General features: G+C 58.9%; 19 protein-coding genes. 14 read left to right on the top strand and 5 right to left on the bottom strand.

What is annotated here, in order from left to right; translation table 11 throughout:
- Positions 1-58: 58 nt before the first annotated feature.
- From H598_RS23430 to H598_RS0105605, 4 genes are read right to left on the bottom strand one after another with little or no spacing between them, the layout of a single operon-like run.
- Positions 59-1,444 (bottom strand): AmpG family muropeptide MFS transporter, encoded by a 1,386-nt coding sequence (locus H598_RS23430; RefSeq protein ID WP_035415479.1) that lies wholly within the window; start codon positions 1,442-1,444, stop codon positions 59-61.
- Positions 1,445-1,448: 4 nt separating this feature from the next.
- Positions 1,449-2,030, bottom strand: coding sequence for a peptidylprolyl isomerase (locus H598_RS0105615; RefSeq protein ID WP_028112142.1), 582 nt, complete (start codon positions 2,028-2,030; stop codon positions 1,449-1,451).
- Between the two features lie 13 nt (positions 2,031-2,043).
- Entirely contained in the window at positions 2,044-2,598 is a 555-nt protein-coding gene (locus H598_RS0105610) for a YajG family lipoprotein (RefSeq protein WP_028112141.1), read from the bottom strand.
- Between the two features lie 24 nt (positions 2,599-2,622).
- Positions 2,623-3,729, bottom strand: a complete 1,107-nt coding sequence (locus tag H598_RS0105605; RefSeq protein ID WP_028112140.1) for a methyltransferase — start codon at positions 3,727-3,729, stop codon at positions 2,623-2,625.
- 157 nt (positions 3,730-3,886) lie between these two features.
- On the opposite strand from H598_RS0105605, the gene H598_RS0105600 reads away from it, so the two are divergent.
- The 8 genes from H598_RS0105600 (at position 3,887) to luxS (ending at position 11,266) form a co-directional block, all read left to right on the top strand.
- Positions 3,887-5,026, top strand: coding sequence for a sugar diacid recognition domain-containing protein (locus tag H598_RS0105600; RefSeq protein ID WP_028112139.1), 1,140 nt, complete (start codon positions 3,887-3,889; stop codon positions 5,024-5,026).
- Positions 5,027-5,260: 234 nt separating this feature from the next.
- Positions 5,261-6,433 carry a glycerate kinase gene (locus H598_RS0105595; protein WP_028112138.1) on the top strand — a complete coding sequence of 391 codons (1,173 nt, stop codon included), beginning with the start codon at positions 5,261-5,263 and terminating at the stop codon, positions 6,431-6,433.
- 28 nt (positions 6,434-6,461) lie between these two features.
- Positions 6,462-7,073: an alpha-ketoglutarate-dependent dioxygenase AlkB family protein gene (locus H598_RS0105590; RefSeq protein WP_035415477.1), complete on the top strand. Its 612-nt coding sequence runs from the start codon at positions 6,462-6,464 to the stop codon at positions 7,071-7,073.
- A 94-nt stretch (positions 7,074-7,167) separates the two neighbouring features.
- Positions 7,168-7,476, top strand: a complete 309-nt coding sequence (locus tag H598_RS0105585; protein ID WP_028112136.1) for a BolA family protein — start codon at positions 7,168-7,170, stop codon at positions 7,474-7,476.
- A 196-nt stretch (positions 7,477-7,672) separates the two neighbouring features.
- Complete coding sequence (locus H598_RS0105580; protein WP_028112135.1) at positions 7,673-8,173, top strand: TRAP transporter small permease subunit; 501 nt, start codon at positions 7,673-7,675, stop codon at positions 8,171-8,173.
- Positions 8,173-9,531, top strand: a complete 1,359-nt coding sequence (locus H598_RS0105575) for a TRAP transporter large permease (RefSeq protein WP_028112134.1) — start codon at positions 8,173-8,175, stop codon at positions 9,529-9,531. The genes H598_RS0105580 and H598_RS0105575 overlap by 1 nt, the downstream gene beginning before the upstream one ends.
- Positions 9,532-9,596: 65 nt before the next feature.
- Positions 9,597-10,691, top strand: coding sequence for a TRAP transporter substrate-binding protein (locus H598_RS0105570; protein WP_035415473.1), 1,095 nt, complete (start codon positions 9,597-9,599; stop codon positions 10,689-10,691).
- A gap of 65 nt (positions 10,692-10,756) precedes the next feature.
- Positions 10,757-11,266 (top strand): S-ribosylhomocysteine lyase, encoded by a 510-nt coding sequence (gene luxS / locus H598_RS0105565; RefSeq protein WP_028112132.1) that lies wholly within the window; start codon positions 10,757-10,759, stop codon positions 11,264-11,266.
- A 62-nt stretch (positions 11,267-11,328) separates the two neighbouring features.
- On the opposite strand, the gene H598_RS0105560 is transcribed toward luxS, so the two are convergent.
- Positions 11,329-12,864, bottom strand: coding sequence for an MFS transporter (locus H598_RS0105560; protein WP_028112131.1), 1,536 nt, complete (start codon positions 12,862-12,864; stop codon positions 11,329-11,331).
- Between the two features lie 450 nt (positions 12,865-13,314).
- Between H598_RS0105560 and H598_RS0105555 the strand changes: the two genes are divergently transcribed.
- Genes H598_RS0105555 through nqrF form a run of 6 tightly spaced genes read left to right on the top strand, consistent with a single transcriptional unit; the run spans position 13,315 to position 19,156 of the window.
- On the top strand, positions 13,315-14,655 hold the full coding sequence (locus H598_RS0105555) for a Na(+)-translocating NADH-quinone reductase subunit A (protein WP_028112130.1): 1,341 nt from the start codon (positions 13,315-13,317) through the stop codon (positions 14,653-14,655).
- Positions 14,655-15,881 carry an NADH:ubiquinone reductase (Na(+)-transporting) subunit B gene (locus tag H598_RS0105550; protein ID WP_028112129.1) on the top strand — a complete coding sequence of 409 codons (1,227 nt, stop codon included), beginning with the start codon at positions 14,655-14,657 and terminating at the stop codon, positions 15,879-15,881. The genes H598_RS0105555 and H598_RS0105550 overlap by 1 nt, the downstream gene beginning before the upstream one ends.
- Entirely contained in the window at positions 15,874-16,650 is a 777-nt protein-coding gene (locus H598_RS0105545) for a Na(+)-translocating NADH-quinone reductase subunit C (RefSeq protein ID WP_028112128.1), read from the top strand. Before H598_RS0105550 ends, H598_RS0105545 begins: the two co-directional genes overlap by 8 nt.
- Positions 16,650-17,279 carry an NADH:ubiquinone reductase (Na(+)-transporting) subunit D gene (locus H598_RS0105540; RefSeq protein ID WP_035415471.1) on the top strand — a complete coding sequence of 210 codons (630 nt, stop codon included), beginning with the start codon at positions 16,650-16,652 and terminating at the stop codon, positions 17,277-17,279. The genes H598_RS0105545 and H598_RS0105540 overlap by 1 nt, the downstream gene beginning before the upstream one ends.
- A 9-nt stretch (positions 17,280-17,288) precedes the next feature.
- Complete coding sequence (gene nqrE / locus H598_RS0105535; RefSeq protein ID WP_028112126.1) at positions 17,289-17,897, top strand: NADH:ubiquinone reductase (Na(+)-transporting) subunit E; 609 nt, start codon at positions 17,289-17,291, stop codon at positions 17,895-17,897.
- A 35-nt stretch (positions 17,898-17,932) separates the two neighbouring features.
- Positions 17,933-19,156 (top strand): NADH:ubiquinone reductase (Na(+)-transporting) subunit F, encoded by a 1,224-nt coding sequence (nqrF, locus tag H598_RS0105530; RefSeq protein WP_028112125.1) that lies wholly within the window; start codon positions 17,933-17,935, stop codon positions 19,154-19,156.
- The last annotated feature ends 7 nt before the right edge of the window (positions 19,157-19,163 follow it).

Genomic DNA, 19,163 nt, shown 5'->3' with positions numbered 1-19,163 from the left:
GAATTTATTGGATGAATTTAATCCGATTTGGCCAGCAAAGGAAAGCCCTGTGACGGCATTACTGTTGCTGGGGAGCGTCGGCCTCCGGCGCCGGCCCGGTGCTGCCATGGCGAGCGGTGAGGGCAATCAGCACCAGCACCGGCAGCCCCAGCAAGCAGCACAGCAGGAAGAAGCTCGGATAGCCGACCGCGTCCACCAGGGCCCCGGAGAAGCCCGCCAGGAATTTGGGCAGCAGCAACATCATCGAAGACAGCAGCGCGTACTGGGTGGCCGAAAACGCCACATTGGTCAGGCTGGACAGGTAGGTAATGAAGGCGGCGGTGGCAATGCCAGCGCTGAAGCTGTCGGCGGCAATTACCACCGTCAGTAAGGTGGTGTTGTAGCCCACCAGCGCCTGAAGGGAAAACAGCAGGTTGGTCAGGGCCACGGCCAGAGCCCCGGCGAACAGAATCTTCAGGGTCCCGAAACGGGCGATGAGCACGCCGCCGACGGCGGCGCCGACCATGGTCATGATCACCCCATACACCTTGGAGATGGTGGCAATCTCGGCCTTGGAGAAGCCCATGTCGACGTAAAACACGTTGGCCATTACCCCCATGACCACGTCGGAGATGCGGTAGCAGGCGATCAGCAGCAGGATCAGCAGTGCCTGGCGGCCAAAGCGTTGGAAGAAGTCCTTAAACGGGCAGACGACGGCGGTGTAGCCCCACATCAGCAACCGCTGCAACCGTGGCGGCAGGTGCAGCAGCCGCTCCAGCGTGTCCAGGGACTCCAGTTGCAATCGCTGTGGGTTGATCTCAGGCTCTTTGGCCAACAAGGTGGCGATGATGCCGACGCTCATGGCGGCAGCCATGGCCAGGTAGGCCGTTTGCCAGCCCACCGGATTGTACCCATCATCACCGCCGGCCCAGGCGGCGATGGCTAGGGCGCCGGCGGTGGCCAGCATCATGCCGAGGCGGTAGCCGGTTTGATAGGCGGCGGCCAGTGCGCCCTGCATCTCTTCGGGCGCGGTTTCGATGCGAAAGGCATCGATGACGATGTCCTGAGTGGCCGAGCACAGCGCCACCATCAGGGCAAAGCCCACCAGTGCCGTCAGGTTCTGGGTTGGATCGGAGCTGGCCATGCCGGCCAGGCCAAGGACCAGTCCCAACTGCGACAGCAGCATCCAGCTGCGGCGACGGCCAAACAGCCGGGTTGCCAACGGCAGCGGCATTCGGTCCACCACCGGTGCCCACAAAAACTTGACGGTGTAGGCCATGGCCACCCAGCTGAGGAAGCCGATGGTGGTGCGGTCGATGCCCGCTTCCCGCAGCCAGAAAGACAGTGAGCCGAACACCAGCATCAGTGGCAGGCCGGAAGAGAACCCCAGCGCCAGCAGCACCAATACCCGCTTGTGCAGATAGACGGAAAAGGCGCCGAAGCGCTGCTGCAGGCGATCGATCATCGGCTTATTGTTCCGGTAACAGGGTGGCTTTGATCAACAGCAGGGGTTCGACTGGCTTGCTGTCGGCCCCCATGTCCGGATCGTATTCGGTGGACACTTCGCCCATGGCGTCGAGCACCTCCAGTCCTTCGCTGACCGAGCCAAATACCGCGTATCCCCAGCGGCGCCGCGACGGGTCGAGGCGACTGTTGTCGTCCAGGTTGAAGAAGAACTGGTTGCTGGCGGTATGGGGCGCATTTTCCCGTGCCATGGCGATGCTGCCGTACTCATTGGACAAGCCGTTACCGGATTCATTGAAAATGGTGGCCCGTTCGGCGATGGCGTCACCATCGGCGCGGTAGCCTCCGCCCTGAACCACAAACCCGGCCACCACTCGATGAAAGTCGGTGTTGTCGTAGTCGCCGTTGACCACGTAGGTGAGGAAGTTGTCCACCGTTAGTGGTGCCCGGGTACGATCCAGTTCCACGATCAGGGTGCCTTTGCTGGTCTGCATCTGTACCCGAGGGAACAGATTGTCACTCTGTATGGCATCGGCCCAGGCCGATCCGATGAACAGTGACAGCAGCAGGGGGATCAGGGTTCGCATCCTTGCCATCTCCTTATTGCAGGTACTGTTGGACTTCGGCGTCGGTGACGATGTCGGTCATCAACTGAGTCAGGCGGTCGTTCATTTCGCGCTCGATGCGGGCCATGTCCGGTTTCAGCGGACCGTTGAAGTTGCTGCGCACGGTAAAGCGTTTGGTCAGCTGGCGGCCGTTGTTGTCGATGAACACGGTGGCGTCCAACTGGCTGTTGGCGTCGTGCTTAAAGGTGGTCTGATTCACCTCCATCACCAGTCGGTCCAGCGACAGGGTCATTCGAGTATTGGCGGCGGGGTTAATGTCAAAGCCCATTCGGGTCAGGGCGTTGCGCACACCGTTGTCCAGCAGTTGTCTAGGGGGCTCGGCCGGGCTCAGCAGTTGAGCGGCGCCGTCGCCACTGCGAATCTCCACCAGGTACTGTTCGCTGCGATGATCGACGGTTTCCATCCGCAGTTGGCCTTGGGGGCTGTGGCTGGCGACCATGGGGGCATCCGGAGACAGAATCAGAGTGTTGGGGGTCGAGGCACAGCCGCCGAGCAGGAGGGCGGCGGCGATGAGCAGAATTTTGTTCATAGGGGTCCCTAACTGGTGAGGTGGTTAGTGTTTAACGGCATCGAGAATAACAAATTTGGCGTTGGCTGCCACGGTTTCCACCTTGCCAAACAACCGCATCAGTTTGATGTGGTAGCCCAGATGGCGATTGCCGATGACTCTTAAGCGGCCGCCGGGCGCCAGGGTGCGTTTGGCGTCGCGAAACATCTGCCAGGCGATGTGATCGGTGATGGCCTGCTGTTGGTGGAACGGCGGATTGCACAGGATCAGGTCGACGCTGTCGCCATCGAAGTGGGTCAGGCAGTCGTCCCAATGGGTCTGGAATTGTCCCGGTTCGAGGTAGCGGCCCAGGTTGTCGCCACAGCTTTTAACCGCATGCCAGGATTCGTCCACCGCGTGTACCACCGCGTCCGGGTTGGCCCGGGCCGCCGCCAGAGACAGCACGCCGTTACCGCAGCCAAGGTCGATGATCTGCCGATGACCGCCGGGAATGTGTTGCAGCATCAGGTGGGCGGCAAGATCCAGACGGTTGCCGGAAAAGACATTGGGGTAGTTGTCCAGTTGCCAGCCGGTATCGTCGGCGCTCCAGCGTTGCTTTAGCGTCTTGGTGGCGCGGCGGCCACTGGTCCGCCCCGTCAGCAGACGGGCCTTCTTGCGGATTCGGGACGGTTGAATCTCGTCCAGGTAGGCTTCAGTAAGCCCTTTTAGGGTGGTGGGCATCTCTTTCAGTCGGGCGGCGATGATCACCTTGGTGCCCTCGGGCAGGTGGCCATTGAGCCAGTCCAGAATGTACTCCAGGTAGCGCAAATTGCGCGGCAGTTTCAGCCACACCTGTTCGATGGGGGCCTGCGGCGGTTGCAGATCCGCCAGGCAATGGCTGGGCCGGGGCAGGGCATTGAGATCCAGGTTCTGCTTCAGTGCCTGATGGGCAACGAATGAGTCGTTGACCCACAGTGGATTGAGTGTCGCAGTGGCACAGCCCAGGGCGCCGAAGTGGTCATTGATGATCAGCAACGGGCCACTGACGTCGGGCAGGGCATTGAGCATCAACAGTTCATCGGCGGCATCCCAGGCGAGCAAGTCGCTGTGCTGGGTGTCGGGGAAGCGGCGGAGTCTCAGGTTGAGGGACTCCAGGGTCAGGGTCTCGGACATGGCGGCGTGGAAAGAGTGTAGGTGGCGCTATTGTCGCAGAAGTCGGCCGGGGCGCCAAACGGCAAACTGCGCTTAATGGGCGCTCGACCGGGAAGCGATTGCCGCTGACCGGCGCACATGGCACACTGGCCGGGTCCTTCAACAACTCAAAATCTCTATGCAACTGACCAAAACCATTGCCCGACAGATCGTCGAACGCACCATGAAGATCATCAAGTTTTCGGTGGTGGTGATGGACGAAAATGGCTGGATCATCGGTTCCGGTGATCCGCGCCGGCTCAATCAGCGCCACGAAGGGGCCATCCTGGCGATGGGAGACAACCGGGTGTTGGAGATCGATGATGCCATGGCGGCCAGCCTCAAAGGGGTGCTGCCGGGCATTAACCTGCCGATCTTGTTCCAGGGTAAGCCCATCGGCGTGGTGGGCATCTCCGGTAAGCCGGAGCAGGTCAGCAACTACGGTGAGTTGGTAAAGATGACCGCCGAGTTGGTGGTGGAGCAGGCGGCGCTGATGGATCAGATTCAGTGGAGCAAGCGCCATCGTGAGGAGCTGGTGCTCAGCCTGACCCATGGTCAGAGCCTCAATGAGTCGCAGTTGTTGTCGGTGGCCGACCGGTTGCAGCTGGACCTGACTCAGCCTCGTATCGCCGCCATCGTCAAAGTGTTTCCATACAACCGCGATGGCCAGTCCCACCATCACCTGCAGCGGTTGGTGCAGTTGCTGGAGTACCCACAGCGAGACAACCTGGTGGCGATCTCGTCGGTGTCCGACAACGAAGTGGTGGTGCTCAAGCCGGTGGAGTTGACCGATGAAGGCTGGTCGGTGGAGAACGAACGTAAGCGAGTGGATAAGCTGATGAAACGGATCAGCGGCGAAGACCAGTTTCGAATCCGCATCGCCCTGGGGGAGTTTTTCCCCGGCCTGAGAGGGCTGGCCCGCTCCTACCAAACCGCCAAAGCCACCCTGGATGCCGCCGGTGATCATGGTGAGGTTCTTTTCTATCAGGATCATATCCTGCCGGTGTTGCTCAGTGGCCTCAATGCGGACAGCTGGCGCCAGCAGCAACTGCAACAGCCTCTGCAACTGCTGCAAGCCGCCGATGGCAATGGCAGTCTGTTGCGAACGTTGCATCACTACTTCGATCAGGATTGCGACCTCAGCCGCACCTGCGACACCTTGCACATTCACCGCAACACCCTGAGATACCGCCTCGATAAGGTGTCCAGCATTACCGGCCTGGATATCCACACCCTTAGCGATCGCACCCGGTTGTATCTGGCGATGTTGAACCGTTAACCCGGGTAAAATCGGCCTGATTTTGCGCAAAATCCCCACTTGGATTGTGCGAGTGCACAAAAAAGGGGAATTTTTTTCGCCTCATATTCAGTCATCCGTACAAAGAACAAGGTTCCCGCCTGTGCCATAGTAATTGACGCAGCTTCGCGGCTGTGGAAGGGCCGAAGGCCCGTCTTATGGTTACCCTCAGGGATTCTCGGGGGAATCGTCGGCCGACTGTGAGGATTGCACGCCATGAAAATTGTCATCGCCCCGGACTCTTACAAAGAGAGCCTCAATGCCATGGAAGTGGCCTGTGCCATTGAAACCGGCCTGCGGCAGGCGATGCCCGACGCCGACATTCACAAGTTGCCGATGGCCGACGGCGGCGAAGGAACGGTGCAGTCCCTGGTGGATGCCACCGGTGGACGCTTGGTTCATCAACAGGTGACCGGCCCGCTGGGCCAACCGGTCGATGCCTTCTTTGGCGTTCTGGGAGACGGACAGACTGCGGTCATCGAGATGGCAGCGGCCTCCGGCCTGCATCTGGTGCCGGCGGCGCAGAGAAACCCCCTTATCACCACCAGTTTTGGCACCGGCGAATTGATTCGAGCGGCGCTGGATTTGGGGGTTCGCCACCTGATTGTCGGCATTGGCGGCAGCGCCACCAACGACGGCGGTATGGGCATGGTGCAGGCCCTGGGGGCGCGCATGCTGGACGTGTGTGGCAATGACGCCGGCTTTGGCGGTGGTGCCCTGGCCGGACTGACCGAGATCGATCTGTCGGGGCTGGATCCTCGTCTGGCCCAGGTGACCTTGCAAGTGGCCTGCGATGTGAATAATCCGTTGTGCGGCCCTCGTGGAGCGTCACGGGTGTTCGGTCCGCAAAAGGGCGCCAGCGAAGACATGATTCTGCAGTTGGATGCCAACCTCAGTCATTACGCGGATCTGATTAAGACTCAACTGGGGCGGGACATCAAGCACGCCGCCGGGGCCGGAGCCGCCGGAGGACTGGGGGCTGCCCTGTTGGGGCTGCTGAACGCCTCACTGCGGCCGGGCATCGATATCGTCATGGAGGCCGTGGCGCTGCCGGAGCAGCTCAAAGGCGCCGATCTGGTGATTACCGGTGAAGGCCGCATCGACAGCCAGACCATTCATGGCAAAACCCCCATTGGCGTCGCCCGGGCCGCCAAGGCACAGAACATTCCGGTGATCGCCATTGCCGGCTGCGTCTCCGACGACAGCGATGTGGTGCTGGAGCATGGCATCGATGCGGTATTCCCTGTGGTACCGGCGTCGGTGCCTCTGCAGCAGGCGCTGGCCCAGGCACAGACCAACGTGGAACGCACCGCCAGAAACCTGGCCATGAGCCTGGTGCTGGCTCAGGAGATGAACCTCTATACGCGGGCTCGTTCGTCGGCAGCCTAGCCAGACCGGTAAAGGAATACGGTGACAGATGATACTTGATCAGGCCCAGGTGCCGCAGCGGCTGTACCTGAAAGACAGTGAACTGGCCCGCTACTGGCCACAATTTTTGACTCGGGATCAAAGCGATCAGCTGTTTGAGCGATGCCTGGCCCTGCCCTGGGAGCAACCCAGCGTGCAGGTGTTTGGACGTCGACACCAGATCCCGCGCATGCAGTGCTGGTTGGGCGAACACCAGTGCGATTACCGCTATTCCGGTACCCTGCTGAAACCTCAACCTCTGCCCCCTTGGCTGAATGCCCTGATGTTCAATGTCTCGCAGCATTGTGGCACCCGCTTCAATGCCGTGTTGGCTAACCGCTATCGCAGCGGGGATGACAAGATGGGCTGGCACAGCGATAACGAGCCCGAGATGGGGCAGCAGCCGCAAGTGGCCATCGTCTCCCTTGGCGCCGGGCGGCCGCTGCAGTTGCGCAGCCAGGATCATCAGCAGCAGGATTTCACCATGCCTCACGGCAGCTTGCTGCAGCTGTTGCCTCTGGCCCAGCGTCAGTGTAAGCATCAGTTACCGGCTCGAAAGCGGGTGGACCAGGAGCGCATCAGCCTGACCTTCCGCCACATCATTCCCGGATTCTGGCACTGATGCCAATGCCCCTGCTGGCGGTGCGGTTGAGTTCCCCCACTCGGCAGGGTATAAGTGGCCCAAGGCACACATTCAGACGCCATGGAGTCCCCCAATGTCGATTCAACAGGCCATCGAAACCACAGTAAACGAGGCGCTGGCACCGGTTCACCTCGAGGTGATCAACGAAAGCTACATGCACCGTACCCCCAAAGACAGTGAAACCCACTTTAAGCTGATCGTGGTCAGTGCTCAGTTTGAGGGGCAGCGATTGCTGGCCCGTCATCGCACCATCAATGGCCTGCTGCAGCCCCAGTTTGATGCCGGCCTGCATGCCCTGGCCCTGCACACCTATACGCCGGATGAGTGGCAGCAGCAGCAACAAGCCCCGCGCACACCGGGCTGCACCGGCTCGCTGAGCTGATCCCATCTGAGCGAAACAGAGGCTGCCGTCGCTGGCAGCCTGATTGACCGTCTGTCGCGGCGAGCAGCTAGGTTGACACTTCGCTGCCCGAAGCCGTCGTTTCCGCGTTTATTCGCTATCCTCTGCGTTTTTTGTTATCAAGGTGTTAACTCTTGAGGTCCGGTGCTGTCCGGTCATAACGCAAAGGGAGGGCAGGGTGCAGAGATGGATCGAGTGGGGGGATGCCTTCAGTGAACGCCTGGGGCGGCTGTGTGGCTGGATGATTCTGGTGATGCTGTTGTGTGCCATGGCCGTGGTGGCGCTGCGCTATGGCCTTGAAGTTGGCTCCATTGCCCTGCAGGAGACGGTGCTCTACCTGCACGGCGCCGCCTTTACCCTGGGAGCCGCGTTTACCCTGAAGCATCAGGGCCATGTTCGGGTCGATATCTTCTACCGCAACTTCTCTCCCCGTGGTCAGGCTAGGGTGGATCTGGCCGGCCTATTGCTGTTTCTGCTGCCGGCTCTGGTGGCCATCTGGATACTGAGCTGGCCCTACGTCAGCGCCTCCTGGTCTCGCCTGGAGGGCTCCGGCGAAGCGGGCGGCCTGCCCGGCGTCTATCTGCAGAAATCGTTGTTGCTGATGTTGTGTCTGACGCTGGGGCTGCAGGCGCTGGTGGAGGTGGCGCGTAATCTCAGGCAATTGAGGCGGTCGTCATGATGGCGCTGGCGTTGTTTGTCGTGGTGTGTCTGGTGCTGATGACCGGCATACCGGTGGCCTTTGCCCTGGCGGGCACCGCGCTGTGGTTTGCCCTTATCGGCAGTGCCGCCGGGGTGTTTGACTGGGCGTTTATCACCGCCATGCCCAATCGCCTGTTTGGCATCATCAACAACCAAACGCTACTGGCGGTGCCGCTGTTTGTGCTGATGGGGGTGATCCTGGAGCGTTCACGGTTGGCAGAGCAACTGCTGGGGGCCATGGCGCAGCTGTTTGGACGGGTTCGGGCCGGGCTGGCGATCTCGGTGATGCTGGTGGGGGCGCTGTTGGCGGCCAGTACCGGCATTGTCGGCGCCACCGTGGTGACCATGGGGCTGATGTCGCTGCCGGCCATGCTGAGGCGAGGCTACGATCCGGCGTTCAGCGCCGGTGCCATCTGTGCCACCGGTACCCTGGGGCAGATCATTCCCCCCTCCATTGCCCTGGTGTTGTTGGGTGACGTGTTGTCGTCGGCGTTTCAGCAGGCGCAACTCAAGGCCGGGGTGTTCAGCCCTCGAACGGTGTCGGTGGGGGATCTGTTTGCCGGGGCGTTGATCCCCGGCTTGTTGTTGGTGGCCCTCTACATCCTCTACACCCTGTGGCTATCGTGGCGTCAGCCCGAGCGCTTTGCTGCCGATCATCAGGCGGCGCAGCCCGGAGCCCTGAGGCAGGTGTTGTTGGCCCTGCTGCCGCCACTGGTGCTGATCGTACTGGTGCTGGGATCGATTTTACTGGGGCTGGCCACCCCCACCGAAGCGGCGGCGGTCGGGGCGTTCGGTGCCCTGGTGCTGGCCAGGTTACGGGGCAATCTCAACCTTACGGTGCTGGCGGCGGCGCTGCAGGAGACGGTTCGCATTACCGCAATGGTGTTCCTGATCCTGATCGGGGCGTCGATGTTCTCGCTGGTGTTCCGCGGCCTGGGAGGAGAGAGCCTGATTCATGAGCTGTTGTCCAATTTGCCCGGGGGAGTGATCGGCGCCACTCTGGTGGTGATGCTGCTGGTGTTCCTGCTGGGGTTCATCCTCGACTTTATCGAGATCACCTTTGTGGTGGTGCCGCTGGTGGCGCCGACCCTGATGTTGATGGGGCTGGATCCGGTGTGGTTGGGGATCATGCTGGCACTGAATCTGCAGACCTCGTTCCTGACACCGCCGTTTGGATTTGCGTTGTTTTATCTGCGTGGGGTGGCGCCGCCGGGTCTGGACAGCCTCACCCTGTATCGCGGGGTGATGCCCTTTATTGCGCTGCAACTGCTGATGATGTTGGCGTTGGCACTGTGGCCCTCTCTGGCCACCTGGTTGCCGTCTCAAATATATGGTTAATAATTAAACACAATCAACAACAACATATCGACCGCCTGCGGCGAAGTCGTTCGGGGAGGATCTCAATGCGCGTCATGGTTACTGCACTGCTCACTCTGGCCCTGCTGGGCTGTTCCAAACCTCAGGATCAGGAGGTGGCGGCCACTCAACCGCAACAGCTTCATCAATGGAAGCTGGTGACTTCCTGGCCGAAGAACTTTCCCGGCCTGGGGATGGCGCCAGAACGCTTTGCCGAGCGGGTCAATCAGATGTCCAATGGCCGCCTGACCATCACCGTCTATGGGGCCGGCGATCTGCTGCCGGCTTTCGAAGTGTTTGATGCGGTTAGTCAGGGCACGGCCGAGATGGGTCACAGTGCCGCCTACTACTGGAAGGGCAAGGTGCCGGCGGCGCAGTTTTTCTCTTCATTGCCGTTTGGCATGAATGCCCAGGAGATGAACAGCTGGCTGCGCTACGGTGGTGGCATGGCGCTGTGGCATGAAGTCTACGCCCCCTTTGGCATTAAGCCGTTGGCGGGTGGCAACACCGGGGTGCAGATGGGGGGCTGGTTCAATAAGGAGATCAACTCTCTTGAGGACTTTAAAGGCTTGAAGATGCGACTGCCGGGCCTGGGCGGCGAAGTGCTGGCCCGTCTCGGCGGTGTGCCGGTGACGCTGCCGGGGCGGGAGTTGTTTACCGCCCTGCAGACCGGAGCCATCGATGCCACCGAGTGGGTGGGGCCCTATAACGACCTGGCCTTTGGCCTGCATAAGGCCGCCACTTATTACTACTACCCGGGCTGGCATGAGCCGGGCACCACGCTGGAGTTTATCGTCAATCAGCAGGCCTACGATGCCCTGCCGGTGGATCTGCAGGCCATCGTGGTCAGCGCCTCCCAGGCGGTGAACCAGGATATGCTGGATGAGTACACCATGCGTAACATCGATGCCCTGCAGGCTTTGGTGCAGGACCACGGCGTGCAGCTGCGCCGTTTTCCCGACGACGTGTTGGACGCGCTGCGCCAGGCGTCAGCACAGGTGGTGGCCGAGCAGGCGGCGTCCGATCCTCAGATGAAAAAGGTCTATGACAGCTACCGCAATTTCTATCAGGGGGTACGGCGCTATCATAAAATCAGTGAAGAGGCGTATAACCAAGCTCGCGGGCCGATTGAGCAGGATTGATCTCGGCACGGCGTCAGAGTATGGTTTGCGTATAGCCGTTTAGACGTATAGAAGGAAATGGTCCAATGCCACTGCTAGACAGTTTTACCGTTGATCATACTCGTATGGAAGCGCCCGCGGTGCGGGTGGCGAAAACCATGGCGACCCCCAAGGGCGACACCATCACGGTGTTCGATTTGCGATTTTGCCTGCCGAACGCCGAAATTCTGTCGGAGCGGGGCATTCACACGTTGGAGCACCTGTTTGCCGGGTTTATGCGGGATCACCTTAACGGCGACGGGGTGGAGATCATCGACATCTCCCCCATGGGTTGTCGCACCGGTTTCTACATGAGCCTGGTGGGGACGCCGGCAGAGTCGCAGGTGGCCGATGCCTGGCTGGCGAGCATGAAGGATGTGTTGGCGGTGCAGTCGCAGTCGCAGATTCCGGAGCTGAATGAGTACCAATGCGGGACCTATGAGATGCACTCGCTGGAGCAGGCCAAGGCCATTGCCAATGATATTATTGCCCGCGGTGTTGGGGTCAACCGCAACAGTGACATCACCCTCAGTGAAGAGCAGCTGGCCAAGCTGTAACTGGCATTTGAATATGAAAAAGGGGAGCCTCAGGCTCCCCTTTTTGATGCGCTTTTTTAGCGTTAGTTAGCCGCTTTCTGAATGCGGAACACCATCTTGGCGTAGATGTAGATGCCCACCGCCGAGATGGCGCCTACGGTGGCGATGATGTACCAGGCCAGGCCGATGTTGTTGGCCTGATACAGGGTCTGGGTCATCAGCTCCGGAGTGGTGTTGGCAAAACTCACCAGCCGATCGAACGCCTCCCCTTGAGGAATGCCCTGAATTCGGTCGGTGGCCATTCCCAGCTCACCCAGGTAGTCGCGGGACAACCGATCCTTGGAGGCAAACATGTCGTACAGCCAGGGAGCGATAAAGCCCTCCAGAGTCCAGCCGATTCCCTGGGGCAGCATGACGAAGCCCAGGTACATCGCCTTCTTGTCGGCCGGGGCGATGTTGCCCATGAATTCGCCCTTTTTGGGGCTGAGCAGCATTTCGCCGAGGCTGAAGACCACAATGGCCATGATCATAAACCAGGCGCCGGGGGTGAAGCCCACCACCAGCATGGCGCCGGTACAGAACAGGGCACCGGCCAGCATGGAGCTCATGATGCGGAACTTGGCGGTGCCTGCGGCCACCAGGAAGCAGCAGGTGGCGATCATCACTGAGTTGACGCTCATCAGGAAGTCCGGCATCACCCGGGTGCCTTCGTGGTTCAGTCCCAGCAGGCCGATCCAGAACGGATTCTGGGTGCCGCCGGCGCCAAACAGGTCGGTAACGATGGTGCTGGTATCCACCCACTCTTTGATGTGTACCGGCAGTACATCAAACATGGCGTTGAACATGAACCAGAAACCGGAAAAGGCAAACATGTAGCCAAACACCAACGGTTTGCGGATCTCTCTCAGAGACTCTTTCCACAATGCCTGTTGCTTGATTTCGCCGGCCTTCACCGCCTGCTTTCGGGCCAGGCGCTCGTCCTTGTCCGGTTCGGTGTACATCAGCAGAAACAGGAAGTTCAGCGAGATAATGGCGGCACAGGCGAAAAACAGGTGATCCCAGGACAGCTGGCGCAGCTGTACCGCCACCAGTGGACCCAGGAAGCCGCCGATGTTCACCAGTTGGTAGAAGATGCCCCAGGCCATGGTGGTGGACTCTCTGGGCACCGCCTTCACCATGGTGCCCTGAATGCCCGGTTTAAAGATGCCGGTACCAAAGGCCAGGGTCATGGCTCCCAGGGTAAAGCCCAGAAAACTGGGGAAAAACGCCATGATCAGGTAGGCGGCGATCTTTATCAGCGTTGATAGGGCGATGGTTTCTTTATAGCCGAGGCGATCCGACAGGCCGCCGGTGACGATGGGCACCGTGGTCTGAGTCAGGGCGAAGATGAACATGATCACCCCGTAATCGGTCATGGTGATCCCCAGTCCCCCTTTGGAGACCGGGTCGCTGGCGTAGATGCCGGCGGTGGCCTTGACCCCGTAGTAGGCCAGGCGTTCGATGATCTCCATGCCTCCGACCAACCAGAAGATGTAGCCCAGCCCGGCGATGGAGGCCCATAACCCCAGCTGCTTAACCTCGGTCAGGTCGTTGTCTTTGTATTTATCCAGCTGTTGCACCTGTTGTCCCTGTGTTATCGATGTAATTGCGGTGTGCCGACTCTACTCGAATCTGCCCCTGCAACTCAAGTCGGGACTTTTATGCAATAAAATCGGAAAAATATATGACTGAAATTCGATCGAAATTGGGGGTGGAAATATCACGCTAATCATGAGAGGTGAACCGGGTTAGTAATATATTTCACCTGCTTTTCGCACGTTTAAGCGCTTTTTGTTAATAAAACGGCAGTAATCGCAGCAATCGATCCATTCTTTGGTGATTTTCGTAGCAGTATAGGCACGGTTGGGGTATGATTCGCCCGAGTCAGCGTGACATGGATCTCACTAATAGTCATTTTTATGCGGCGGTTCATGTCTGGTTGGTGAATTGCTAACGACGTCAACATGAATTCCTCTTTTCCACCATTCGTGGGCGAAGAGACGAAGTCCCAGACAGCAGTGCAAATGAGTATGATTACAATAAAGAAAGGATTGGACCTCCCCATTGAAGGGAGTCCGGAGCAAAAGATTTTTGAGGGCCCATCGGTCACTCGGGTCGCGCTCCTTGGAGAAGAATATCACGGTATGCGCCCCACCATGCATATCAAAGAGGGTGAGCGGGTGAAGCGCGGCCAGGTACTTTTTGAAGACAAAAAGAACCCGGGCGTTAAGTTTACCTCTCCTGCCTGTGGCACCATCAGTGCCATCAACCGGGGTGCCAAACGCGTATTGCAATCCGTAGTCATCGACATTGATGGCGACGAAGGCATTCGCTTCCCCCACTACACCGTCGAAGAGCTGAGTCAGTTGAGTCGCGACCGGGTACAAAGCAACCTGGTGGACAGTGGCTTGTGGACCGCCCTTCGTACTCGCCCGTTCAGCAAAACTCCTGCATTGGACAGTGCCCCCGCCGGCATCTTTGTGACGGCCATCGACACCAATCCGTTGGCTGCGGATCCCATGGTGGTGATTGCCGAAGCCTACGATGCGTTTTGTCACGGCCTGACGGTGCTGGGTAAGCTGACCGACGGTAAGGTGTACCTCAATACCGGCGAAACCGCGTTGGATGTGGGTGACAACGATCATCTGCAGATGACCCAGTTCAAAGGGCCCCACCCGGCAGGCTTGGCAGGCACCCACATCCATCATCTGTTGCCGGCCAGCATGGCTCGCAGCGTATGGCATATCGGCTATCAGGATGTGATTGCCATCGGCACCCTGTTCACCACCGGTGAGCTGGATTGCCGACGGGTCGTGTCCCTGGCCGGTCCGGTGGTCAACCAGCCGCGTCTGCTCAAGACTCTGCTGGGCGCCGACCTGGCGCAGTTGACCGACGGTGCGCTGTCCAACCCTCATCACCGGGTGATCTCCGGTTCGGTGTTGTCCGGTCATACCGGCAGCGGTTCCCATGGCTTCCTCGGGCGTTTCCACCAGCAGGTGACCGTGCTGGAAGAGGGCGATAGCAAAGACCTGTTCGGCTGGCTGATGCCCGGCGGTGACAAGTTCTCCCTGACCCGCACCTTCCTGGCTCACCTGAGCAAGGGCAAGCTGTTCAACATGAGCACCAGTACCGGTGGTTCCAAGCGTGCCATGGTGCCGCTGGGCAACTACGAGCGGGTGATGCCTCTGGACATTCTGCCCACCATTTTGCTGCGTGATCTGATCGCCAAAGACACCGACAACGCCCAATCGCTGGGCTGTCTGGAACTGGACGAAGAAGATCTGGCCCTGTGCACTTTCGTGTGTCCGGGCAAGTACGACTACGGGGTCGAACTGCGTCGCTGTCTTGAGATCATCGAGAGGGAAGGCTGATGGGTCTGAAGAATTTTATCGAGCAAATTGAGCCGCATTTTGAAAAAGGCGGCAAGTACGAGAAGTGGTATGCCCTGTATGAAGCGGCGGCGACCATTCTGTACACTCCGGGACACACCACCAAGGGTGGCACCCACGTCCGTGACAACATCGATCTGAAGCGGATCATGATTACCGTGTGGCTGTGTACCTTCCCGGCCATGTTTTTTGGTATGTACAACGTCGGTTTGCAGGCGCAACTGGCCATGGCTGAAGGCTTTGGACTGCCAGCCATGTGGCAGGTTGGCCTGTTTGAGATGCTGGGAGGGCAGCTCAACGCCGCTACCGGCATCGGTGGCCTGATGCTGTACGGCGCCTGTTTCTTCCTGCCCATCTACCTGACCACCTTCGCGGTGGGGGGCTTCTGGGAAGTACTGTTTGCCAGTGTGCGCAAACACGAAGTTAACGAAGGTTTCTTCGTGACCTCGGTGTTGTACGCACTGATTCTGCCGGCCACCATTCCGTTGTGGCAGGTGGCGCTGGGGATCACCTTCGGCGTGGTCGTTGCCAAAGAGTTGTTTGGCGGCACCGGTCGTAACTTCATGAACCCGGCGCTGGCGGGACGGGCTTTCCTGTTCTTCGCGTACCCACTCAACATGTCCGGTGACTCCATCTGGCGTGCGGTTGACGGCTACACCGGGGCTACTTACCTGAGTCAGGCCGCGTCCGGCGCCAAGAGCTTTGCCGATTACGGTTGGTTCGATGCCTTCAGCGATGCCGCCTGGTGGGACTCCTTCTACGGCTTCATTGGCGGCAGTGTTGGTGAGACCTCGACCCTGGCCCTGGCCCTGGGTGGACTGGTGATCATCTACGCCCGCATCGCCTCCTGGCGCATCGTCATGGGTACTATGGTGGGCATGATTGCCATGTCGTCTCTGTTTAACCTGATTGGCTCCGACGCCAACCCGATGTTCAACGTTCCCTGGACCTGGCACCTGGTTCTGGGTGGTTTCGCCTTCGGTATGTTCTTTATGGCTACCGACCCGGTGTCCGCCTCCTTTACCGAGAAGGGCAAGTGGGCCTACGGCATCCTGATTGGGGTGATGGTGGTGCTTATCCGCGTGGTGAACCCGGCCTTCCCCGAAGGCATGATGCTGGCGATTCTGTTTGCCAACTTGTGGGCACCTTTGTTCGACCACTTCGTGGTTCAATCCAACATCAAGCGGAGGCTGGCGCGCAATGGCTAACAACAACGAAAGTTTTGGCAAGACCCTGGGCGTGGTTATCGGCCTGTGTCTGGTGTGTTCCCTGGTGGTGTCTACGGCCGCCGTGGCCCTGAAGCCGCTGCAGGAGAAGAACAAGGCCCAGGACACCCAGAAGTACATCCTGGAAGCCGCCAGTCTGCTGGATAAGGTCAACGGCGACGTGGCAGCGGTGTACAACCAGTACATCGAAGCCAAGGTGGTTGACCTGAACAGCGGTGAGTTCGATACCAATGTCGACGCCGCCGGATTTAACCAGCGCCAGGCTGCCCGAGATACCGCCACCTCCATGGTGCCGGTCAACGACGTGGCGTCCATCAAGCGCCGTGCCAATCAGGCGCTGGTGTATCTGGTGAAAGACGACAATGGCGAGCTGGACAGCGTGATTCTGCCGGTGCACGGCTACGGCTTGTGGTCCACCATGTACGCCTTCCTGGCATTGGAACCGGACATGAACACCGTCAAAGCCATGGTCTACTACGACTTCAGCGACAGCGGTGAAACTCCCGGTCTGGGCGGTGAGGTCCAGAACCCGAAATGGAAGGCGCTGTGGCCTGGCAAAAAGCTGTTTGATTCGCAGGGCGATCTCAAGATTCGTGTCACCAAGATGCCCACCGACAAACAACACGACATTGACGCTCTGTCCGGAGCCACGCTGACCGCCAACGGCGTGCAGTACACCCTGGACTTCTGGCTGGGTGAGGAGGGCTTTGGTCCCTTTATTGCCAACGCTCGTAAAGGAGGCATTCTCTGATGTCTGAGAAATCCATGAAGGACATTGTCCTGGGACCGGTGATAGCCAGTAACCCCATTGCACTTAACGTACTGGGTATCTGTTCTGCCCTGGCGATCACCTCCAAGCTGGAAACGGCGTTGGTGATGTCCATCGCCCTGACAATGGTGTGTGCCTTCTCCAACTTGTTCATCTCCATGATTCGCAATCACATTCCCAACAGTGTGCGCATCATCGTCCAGATGACCGTCATCGCCTCGTTGGTGATTGTGGTGGACCAGGTGTTGAAAGCTTACGCCTACGAAGTCGCCAAGCAGCTGACGGTATTCGTTGGCTTGATCATTACCAACTGCATCGTGATGGGACGCGCCGAAGCGTTCGCCATGAAGAGCCCGCCGCTGCCGAGCTTCCTCGACGGTATCGGTAACGGCCTGGGTTACTCGGCGGTACTGATGTCCATCGGTTTCGTGCGAGAGCTGTTTGGTAACGGTTCCCTGTTTGGAGTTGAAGTACTGTCTAAGGTAACCGACGGCGGTTGGTACGTGCCTAATGGTCTGCTGTTGCTGCCTCCGAGCGCGTTCTTCCTGATTGGCTTCATTATCTGGGGCATTCGGACTGCGCGTCCGGAGCAGGTCGAACCTAAGGACTAAGGACAAGATATGGAACATTACATCAGCCTGTTGGTTCGGGCGATCTTTATTGAAAACATGGCGCTGTCCTTCTTCCTGGGGATGTGTACCTTCCTGGCGGTGTCCAAGAAAGTCAAAACCGCCATGGGCCTGGGTGTGGCCGTGATTGTGGTGCTGACCCTGGCGGTGCCGTTTAACCAGTTGATCTTTCAGTACATCCTTAAGCCGGGCGCGCTGTCCTGGGCGGGGATGGAAAATTCGGATCTGAGCTTCTTGAACTTCATTACCTTCATCGGTGTGATTGCGGCTCTGGTGCAGATTCTGGAGATGATTCTGGATAAGTTCTTCCCGCCTCTGTACAACGCGCTGGGCATCTTCCTGCCGCTGATTACGGTGAACTGTGCCATCTTCGGGGCCGTGTCCTTCATGGCTAACCGCGAGTACGGTCACATTGAATCCGTGGTCTTTGGTCTGGGTGCCGGTGTGGGCTGGGCCATGGCGCTGGTTCTGTTGGCAGGCATCCGCGAAAAGATGAAGTACTCCGACGTGCCGGAAGGGCTGCGTGGGCTGGGCATCACCTTCGTGACCGCGGGCCTGATGGCTCTGGGCTTTATGTCATTTTCCGGAGTGTCGCTGTAAGCGGCGCCGAGAATAAGAAGTAAAAGGACGTGTCGATGGAAATTGTACTCGGCGTAACGATGTTTACCGCAATTGTAACCGTGCTGGTACTGGTGATTATGTTTGCCAAATCCAAGCTGGTTTCTTCCGGTAACATCAGCATTAAGATCAATGACGATGAAGATAAGACCATTACCACCGGAGCCGGCGACAAACTGCTGGGCGCGCTGGCGGGTAACGGTATTTTTGTTTCCTCAGCCTGTGGTGGCGGTGGCTCCTGCGGCCAGTGCCGGGTGAAGGTACACGAAGGCGGCGGCGAGATCCTGCCTACCGAGCTGGACCACATCTCCAAGCGCGAGGCCCGTGAAGGGTGTCGTCTGGCTTGCCAGGTGGCAGTTAAGAACGACATGGACATCGAGTTGCCGGAAGAGGTGTTCGGCATCAAGAAGTGGGAATGCGAAGTTATCTCCAACGATAACAAGGCCACATTCATTAAAGAGCTGAAGCTGAAGATTCCTCACGGCGAATCGGTGCCGTTCCGCGCCGGTGGTTACATTCAGATCGAAGCGCCGGCGCACCACGTGAAATACGCCGACTTCGACATTCCGGAAGAGTACCGGGCCGACTGGGAGCGTTTTGGTTTCTTCAACCTGGAATCCAAGGTTGAGGATGAGACCATTCGCGCCTACTCCATGGCCAACTACCCGGAAGAGGAAGGCATCATCATGTTGAACGTGCGGATCGCGACGCCGCCGCCAAACAACCTGAGCTTGCCTTGCGGTAAGATGTCGTCCTACATCTGGAGCCTGAAGGCCGGCGATAAGGTGACCATCTCCGGGCCGTTTGGGGAGTTCTTCGCCAAAGAGACCAAGAACGAGATGATCTTCATCGGTGGTGGTGCCGGTATGGCGCCGATGCGCTCGCACATCTTTGACCAGTTGAAGCGTCTGAGCAGCGATCGTAAAATCAGCTTCTGGTATGGTGCCCGCTCCAAGCGTGAGATGTTCTATACCGAAGATTTCGATGGTCTGGCGGCCGAGAATGACAACTTCGAGTGGCACGTGGCCCTGTCCGATCCTCAGCCTGAGGACAACTGGGACGGCTACACCGGTTTCATTCACAACGTGCTGTTTGAACACTATCTGAAGAACCATGACGCCCCCGAAGATTGCGAGTTCTACATGTGTGGTCCTCCGGTGATGAACGCCGCGGTGATCAACATGCTCAAAGATCTGGGCGTCGAAGACGAAAACATCCTGTTGGATGATTTCGGTGGCTAAACTTGCG

The organism is Ferrimonas kyonanensis DSM 18153, from assembly GCF_000425405.1.
GTDB classification, from domain to species: Bacteria; Pseudomonadota; Gammaproteobacteria; order Enterobacterales; family Shewanellaceae; genus Ferrimonas; species Ferrimonas kyonanensis.
The sequence above is the reverse complement of the archived record's forward strand: the minus strand, read 5'-3'. Positions and strand labels throughout refer to the sequence as shown.